Source organism: Bartonella sp. CM120XJJH (assembly GCF_042194715.1).
In the GTDB taxonomy this organism is placed as follows: domain Bacteria; phylum Pseudomonadota; class Alphaproteobacteria; order Rhizobiales; family Rhizobiaceae; genus Bartonella.
This window is the reverse complement of the sequence record NZ_JBHINE010000038.1, coordinates 1-5,968: the sequence shown is the minus strand read 5'-3', so window position 1 is coordinate 5,968 and position 5,968 is coordinate 1. Positions and strand designations below refer to the sequence as shown.

Below are 5,968 nucleotides of genomic sequence, written 5' to 3'. Positions count from 1 at the left end.
ATGTAATTGCCTTCAATCTCAGCCGGTCCATTGTAGGAAAGGTCTAGCATTTCGGTTGGATAAACTTGTAATTGAAGCGGTACACCAGAGCGTCCGTAGAGATCAACATAATGCAATCTTACAAAGCACTCTCCGGTTAAAAAGACCTCTCGTGCAATGGTTGCTTGAAGTCCATAAAAATTGGCATCTTCATCATAGTCCGCCTCATCAACCCATTGCCACCATAAGTCTAAAAGCTTTTTCTTTTCTTCTTGAAAACCTTCAATACGAGGATAAGGTTTAATCCCATCACTTACAGCCGCAGAGACCCATTCTTCTGTTGCAGACCCATAAAGAGCTTCATTGTCATAAAGCCATCTTGAACGGGCAACAATGGTATCACCGCATTCCTCAATGGCTTTATTAATATGTTTTTTTGCGGGGTCAAAACCACCCATACGGCGGCTTTTGCTTGCCGCTTCAAAATGGGGGTTGTGTTGACGAGAAATTGTAAAAAAGCCTGTGAGTTTATTGATAAAACCAGCCATTAATAGCCTCGTGATATATTAAAATAGAAAACGCGTGAACGCTTGCGTCCTTCAAGGTTGGCTATTTGTGTGTTCAGCATCTCAAGCGCTCTGCGCAGTTCCTCAACAGAACGGTTGCTGACTTGCTTATCGCCATGGCGCACCGATTGTGCTCCCGAATAAAGAGCTTCTTCAATTTGTTCACGCCGCTTTTTTAAACTTTCCAGTCTGTCAGTTTTGCTGTTTACTTGGTTCAAGTCTGTATCCATAAATTACCTCCAATCCCCTTGCATATAAGGATTCATCACCGTTCTGGATTGTTTCCTTTGAGGTTGTGCTGTCTGAGATCTTCTTGGAGAAGGAGAGGGGGCATGTCTTGGTGTTGGCTGCTCTAAAGAGCCCTCAATTTTAAGTTTTTCCAAACGCTCTTCTAAGATATCGACTTCTCGATTAAGGTTTATTCCTGCCGAAATCAGACCTTGTAAAGCAGCATAAGCATAGACCCTACAGTCCAAGGCTTCGTTTCTTGCTTTTTCGCTTTTTTGCCATTCAATACGCTTAAAGCCTTTAAAATATTTAATGACTTTTCTTTCAGCGGTTAGCTGGTCAAAATATTCCCGATCAAGGTTTTTGTGAAAGTGTGTTGCACCAGCCCCCGATGCTTCAGGACCAGATTTTTTAAACCGTGCCGTGATAATATCTTTTGCTGCATCAACACCAACAATATAGAGATTAATCTGTCCTTTGTTGTTTCTGCTTGGACGGCGTGGCCATACCGCACGCCATCCCGCTTGCCCCTTAATCCCCCAGATACGGCGTCCCTCACGCGGGCGCACATAATTATAAACCGCTTGTGTGTGTCCACCACCGGTATCAATACAAGCAGCCGTTATCTTGATGCCGTCTTTGTAACCTAGATGCGGCCAGCGTCTTGTAAGATATTCATCCAATTGGTCCCATACTTCAAAAGAAGAAGGATCACCAGGAATGACGTGATAATCAATATGCCAGCTTTCTTCACTGCGTCCCCATCCCACCACTTCAAGCTCTAAACGGTCATTTTGTACGTCAATTCCTGCCGTCAACACGACAGCTTGTTCTGGTGCAAGGGAATAATCTTCACGTTTTGCATAGAGGCTATCAGGGTCAACAACTTCGCCTGTTCTATCCTCCCATGGCTCTCCAAGCACTGTATTGACAAAAGGCTGCAAAAGCGCCGGATCATCCTTGGCATCTAAAAACTCTCTGGCGCATTCCCCCCAAGTAAGCCAAGGGGAATATAGTGCTGAAATATGGTAAGAACGCAAATTCGGTCTGCTTGATTCACTGGTTGGCACCCAGCACGCACCTCTTTCTTCACTCATGAGATCTGTTTTTCTGTGCTCGGCATGTTCATGACCACAATGGGCACAAACAAAAACAGCTTTTTCGGGGGCGCCTTTTGGCCACTTGATTTGTGACCAAACAATGGGCTGTAGAACACCACACGCATCACAAGGGACATTATAATATCGCTGGTCTCCTAGCACGAAATCCTTGGCGATACGGCTTGTGTCACGGTGTGTTGGTGTGGACAATTTAAAAATCTTTCTCTGCACAAAGGTTGAGGTCCGCTTTTCCGCTATCATCACCGGATCACCTTCGTTATCCACACTGAGAGGATAAGCATCCACCTCATCTAAAATCAGATAACGAATAGGCATGGAACGCAAACCAGCTGCACTGTTTGCTCCTGTAAGCATCAATGCCCCACCATCAAACTCTTTCGAAAACATTGTATTACCGCTGTCGCGTGCCCGCGCTGGGGCAATGCGTTCGCTTAAAGCAGGGCTTGCCATAATCATTGGGTCAAGACGGGTTTTGGATAATTTCTTCGCTGTCTCAACCGTTGGCATCACATAAAGGGCGGGTCCCGGACTATAATGAATGGCATAACCGCAGAAGTTCAAGCCTGCTTCAGACATGCCAATCTGCGCGCCTTTCATGACAATGGTTGTTTCAATTGGTTTGTGAGAGGAAAGATTATCCATGATTTCGCGCAAATAAGGGGTGCGTTTTGTTCTCCACAATCCAGGTTCAGCACTTGCTACAGTACTAAGATACCTATTCTTGTCGGCCCATTGCGAAACCGTGTACGGTGGGTCTGGTTGTCGTGCGTCATTAGCATTGGCAAAAAATTCTTCGACTGCATTGTCATCCATTATTCGTTTCTTGCAAGTTCTCTAACTCTGGAGAATGAGGATCATGAAAAGGCACTGGAATATTAACCGCCTCAAGCAAAGCGGTTCTCATATAATAATCAATAGCACCAATAAGGCTGGCTGCATCACATCCAACTTGTGCAGCAATGCTTGCACCAAATCGATGAGGAAAATTCAACATAGCATCACGGTGCGCTCTTCCAAACTCACGCGCTGCCTTTTTCACTTCTTCACGATCGACAGTTGTTTCGCGTAACTTTTCCAGAGCAATCTTTTCTTTTGCTAGCGCAACTTGCATCCGCTCCAGTTTTATCTTGTATTCATTGGCTCCATCTGTGGAGGCTTGTTTGATCTTTGTCCGCACCTTTCCATCCGGCGCTAAAAGTGAAGCAGGGCGCTTTGTTGGATTCTCATTCCAGATAGCTGTGGCAAGGGCTTCATTGACAGAACCATCTTCAAAAAGAGCTGCATCAAATTTACCTGTCTTTATCCGAGAAACCACCGCATTATGTGAAACACCCATCTTTTTTGCAAACGCACGAACCGATAGACCCTTACGCGTTTTCTTATTCATAGTTGCTCCTTGCCTTGATTTTTTTCTCATCTTGAGGAAAGGGGCTTTCGGCGTACCAAGAAAGAAAGCTTTACATCACGAACTGAAAAACGGGCTTCAATGCGATAAGGAGACATTTTACATATCATACTGTACACACTAAAATCATTATTTATCAATAAGTTAAGTGTACAATGTACAGTCAATTTGAAAATTCTGTCGCTAGCGATAGTTCGCGCTGTCCTGCCCCGCAACAGACCCAACCCGCTGGGAAGTACCTTTTGCATTGATTTTATTGTATTTTTTCTGTAAAAAACCAAAGCGCAAGTGATAATCTGCTTTAAAAATTACAATTAAAGTGAGTAGTGTGTTGACATAGCTTAAGAACATTATTTAGCTTTCTTATTGGCGGCATATTCTTGACGAGCAAGTTGGTACTGTATGTTGGCAATTAATCTTTCATTGGCTTTTTTTACAATAGCACTTGCAATTTCTGGCTTGGACATCACTCCAGCAATTGAGGGTCCCTCTTGTTTTGCAATAGGGAATTGGTCTCCATCATCTCTTTGAAACACATTCCCTCCCATTTTTAACTCAACACGTTTTGGAAAACTGCCTCCCATGATAAAAGCATGGGGCAAGATTTTTTTCTTTCCAAACATTGTGTAAGTTACACCGCGTTTTGTTTCTCTTGCTTGAAAAAATTTAAGAGGTATCGGTGTTCCAGAACCAATGATATCTGTCTCGAGAAGCTTTGCTGTAGCCTTTCCTTTAATATAAACCCCTTTTTTGACACGCTTTGATTGGGCGGATGTAACTTTGGCAACTTGTGTTTCAGTAAAGCGTTCGACTTGTTTTGCAGAGGTGTTTATAGCATTACGCAAAGCCCAATTAAGGCGTGGTGCTTGAAGACTTGTGAAGGTATCCTTCACCTGTTGAAGATACCATTTTTGGTGGATGATTAACTTCAACTTCTAAGCCTTTTTGGGGGTAGGTGACTTGGAAACTTTAGATGCTTTTGGCTGTTCGAGTGGAATTTCCTCTGTCACTGATTCAGATGATGTTTGTACGGCTTCTTGTTTTATCTGCTTAATTTGTTCAATTGCCTTTTATCTGTTTTTGCTGTTGTCTTGACGTCAACAAAAAGTTTTGCAGCATTGGCGCGCTTGAGACGTGCGTAGACTTGATTAGAAACTTCAACAAATGGATTATTGGGTGTTGATGGTTCAAAGCGAACAGTGCTTTTATTGTCTCCAACAACACACATTGGCTTCGTGATGATTGCTTTCATCTTCGCTCCTTTTGAGTCATAATTAATGACATCATTAGTCAAATATTGATTTTTGTTATTTGAAAAATAGATTAGTCAGAATTCCCCAGAAAACAGGACTTTCTAGCCACGTTTGAAGATCACATTTTACTGAATTTTTAGGGGATATTTTTGAATTTTAGACGCAATAAGACTAGTGCAGTAGCGTCATTAAATATGATTTTTCACATCATGTCAACAAAAAAATCATTATCTTGTGTTTTTTTTATTTTTTTTACCTAAATATGGTGTTTTTAGAAACAAAAAGGTATGTATTGACACAGCCAAAAAAGAAGAAAATCTAAATATTAAGCTCGTGACGCGCTGCTGTTGCCAAAAAAGCAGATCTTGTTAAACCTCTTTCTTGTGCACAATCATCAATTGCACGCAAAAGCCCTCTTTCAATAGATATATTCGTACGTACCACTTCTGCATCATTTTCAATAAAGGGGACTTGTATTAAAAAAGCTCCTTCTGACAAAGCTGTTTTGACAGATTCCCGTTGTATGACTTCTTCAAATTTTGAAGGAATAGGCACTATATCTATATCTTCACAATAAAGTTGAAGTGCTTCTGTTGCATTTGCGATTAAATTTTCTTCCTCATCAGCAGCAGAAAAAAGCCCCTCAAAATCAGGAAACTGAACACCAAAAGCAGAATCTTCATCTTTATGAACAAGAGCAAAAAATCTTTTCATTTTTCTTCTCCTTTTTTTAACCAACCTGCTTGTTGTGCGATAGAACGTGCTGTACCAATCGGAAGATTTTTTTTAGGATGTGGAACAATAACAACCTTACCATCTTTTTTTAATTTATGATGAGAACCTTTTACTTTGACAAGTTCAAAGCCATCACGCTTTAATTTTGCAATGATTTTTCGGCTATCTTGTTCCATTTCCTAAACTCATAATGTGTAAATATATACACATTTTAATGATTTTTCATCTGATGTCAATTCTTTTTTAACGGCTAAAGTGCTTATGAAGCACATTAAGAGCAATGCGCAATGAGAGCACAAGATGTGGTAGTGATTGATCTTCTATGACAAGATATTGTAATGCGGCATGAAGGTTATATTGACGGTGTAAACATTGAGCTTCTTGAACAACATCTTTTACAGCTAAAAGATGTTCTGTTGCCTTCTGTACCCATTTCTCTCTTGCTCCGCTATCAGAAGTTGTAGGCATTTCATCGTAAATTGCATTTGGTAAGGCTTTTGCACAGAGGTAATTGTTTTTCACTTCAAGATATTTTTGTGCAGCATCATATTGGTCTTGATTTATTTCGCCTTGCAAATAAAGCCGCCCAATATAGGTGCCGGAAAGCGGATTTTTAGCCTCTTCTATGGTCAAACAGAAGCGTTTGGCACGCATTTCAATTGCCAATTTATCCATGGGTTC

8 protein-coding genes and 1 pseudogene are annotated in these 5,968 nt (G+C 41.3%); all 9 read right to left on the bottom strand.

What is annotated here, in order from left to right:
* Positions 1-527 (bottom strand): phage portal protein (locus tag ACFIKU_RS09190; RefSeq protein ID WP_375657331.1); only part of this gene is annotated, 527 nt, incomplete at its 3' end.
* Positions 527-775: a phage head-tail joining protein gene (locus ACFIKU_RS09185; protein ID WP_273724442.1), complete on the bottom strand. Its 249-nt coding sequence runs from the start codon at positions 773-775 to the stop codon at positions 527-529. The genes ACFIKU_RS09190 and ACFIKU_RS09185, both read right to left, overlap by 1 nt.
* 3 nt (positions 776-778) lie before the next feature.
* Entirely contained in the window at positions 779-2,707 is a 1,929-nt protein-coding gene (locus ACFIKU_RS09180) for a phage terminase large subunit family protein (RefSeq protein WP_375657330.1), read from the bottom strand.
* Complete coding sequence (locus tag ACFIKU_RS09175; protein WP_375657329.1) at positions 2,700-3,281, bottom strand: hypothetical protein; 582 nt, start codon at positions 3,279-3,281, stop codon at positions 2,700-2,702. The genes ACFIKU_RS09180 and ACFIKU_RS09175 overlap by 8 nt, the downstream gene beginning before the upstream one ends.
* Positions 3,282-3,649: 368 nt before the next feature.
* Positions 3,650-4,231, bottom strand: coding sequence for a hypothetical protein (locus tag ACFIKU_RS09170; protein WP_375657328.1), 582 nt, complete (start codon positions 4,229-4,231; stop codon positions 3,650-3,652).
* Between the two features lie 3 nt (positions 4,232-4,234).
* Positions 4,235-4,551: pseudogene (locus tag ACFIKU_RS09165) on the bottom strand (hypothetical protein).
* A gap of 319 nt (positions 4,552-4,870) precedes the next feature.
* Positions 4,871-5,266, bottom strand: a complete 396-nt coding sequence (locus ACFIKU_RS09160; RefSeq protein ID WP_005864994.1) for a type II toxin-antitoxin system HicB family antitoxin — start codon at positions 5,264-5,266, stop codon at positions 4,871-4,873.
* Positions 5,263-5,463 (bottom strand): type II toxin-antitoxin system HicA family toxin, encoded by a 201-nt coding sequence (locus ACFIKU_RS09155; RefSeq protein WP_007553727.1) that lies wholly within the window; start codon positions 5,461-5,463, stop codon positions 5,263-5,265. The genes ACFIKU_RS09160 and ACFIKU_RS09155 overlap by 4 nt, the downstream gene beginning before the upstream one ends.
* Before the next feature lie 67 nt (positions 5,464-5,530).
* The coding region (locus tag ACFIKU_RS09150; RefSeq protein WP_375657327.1) for a hypothetical protein at positions 5,531-5,968 on the bottom strand (438 nt) is incomplete at its 5' end.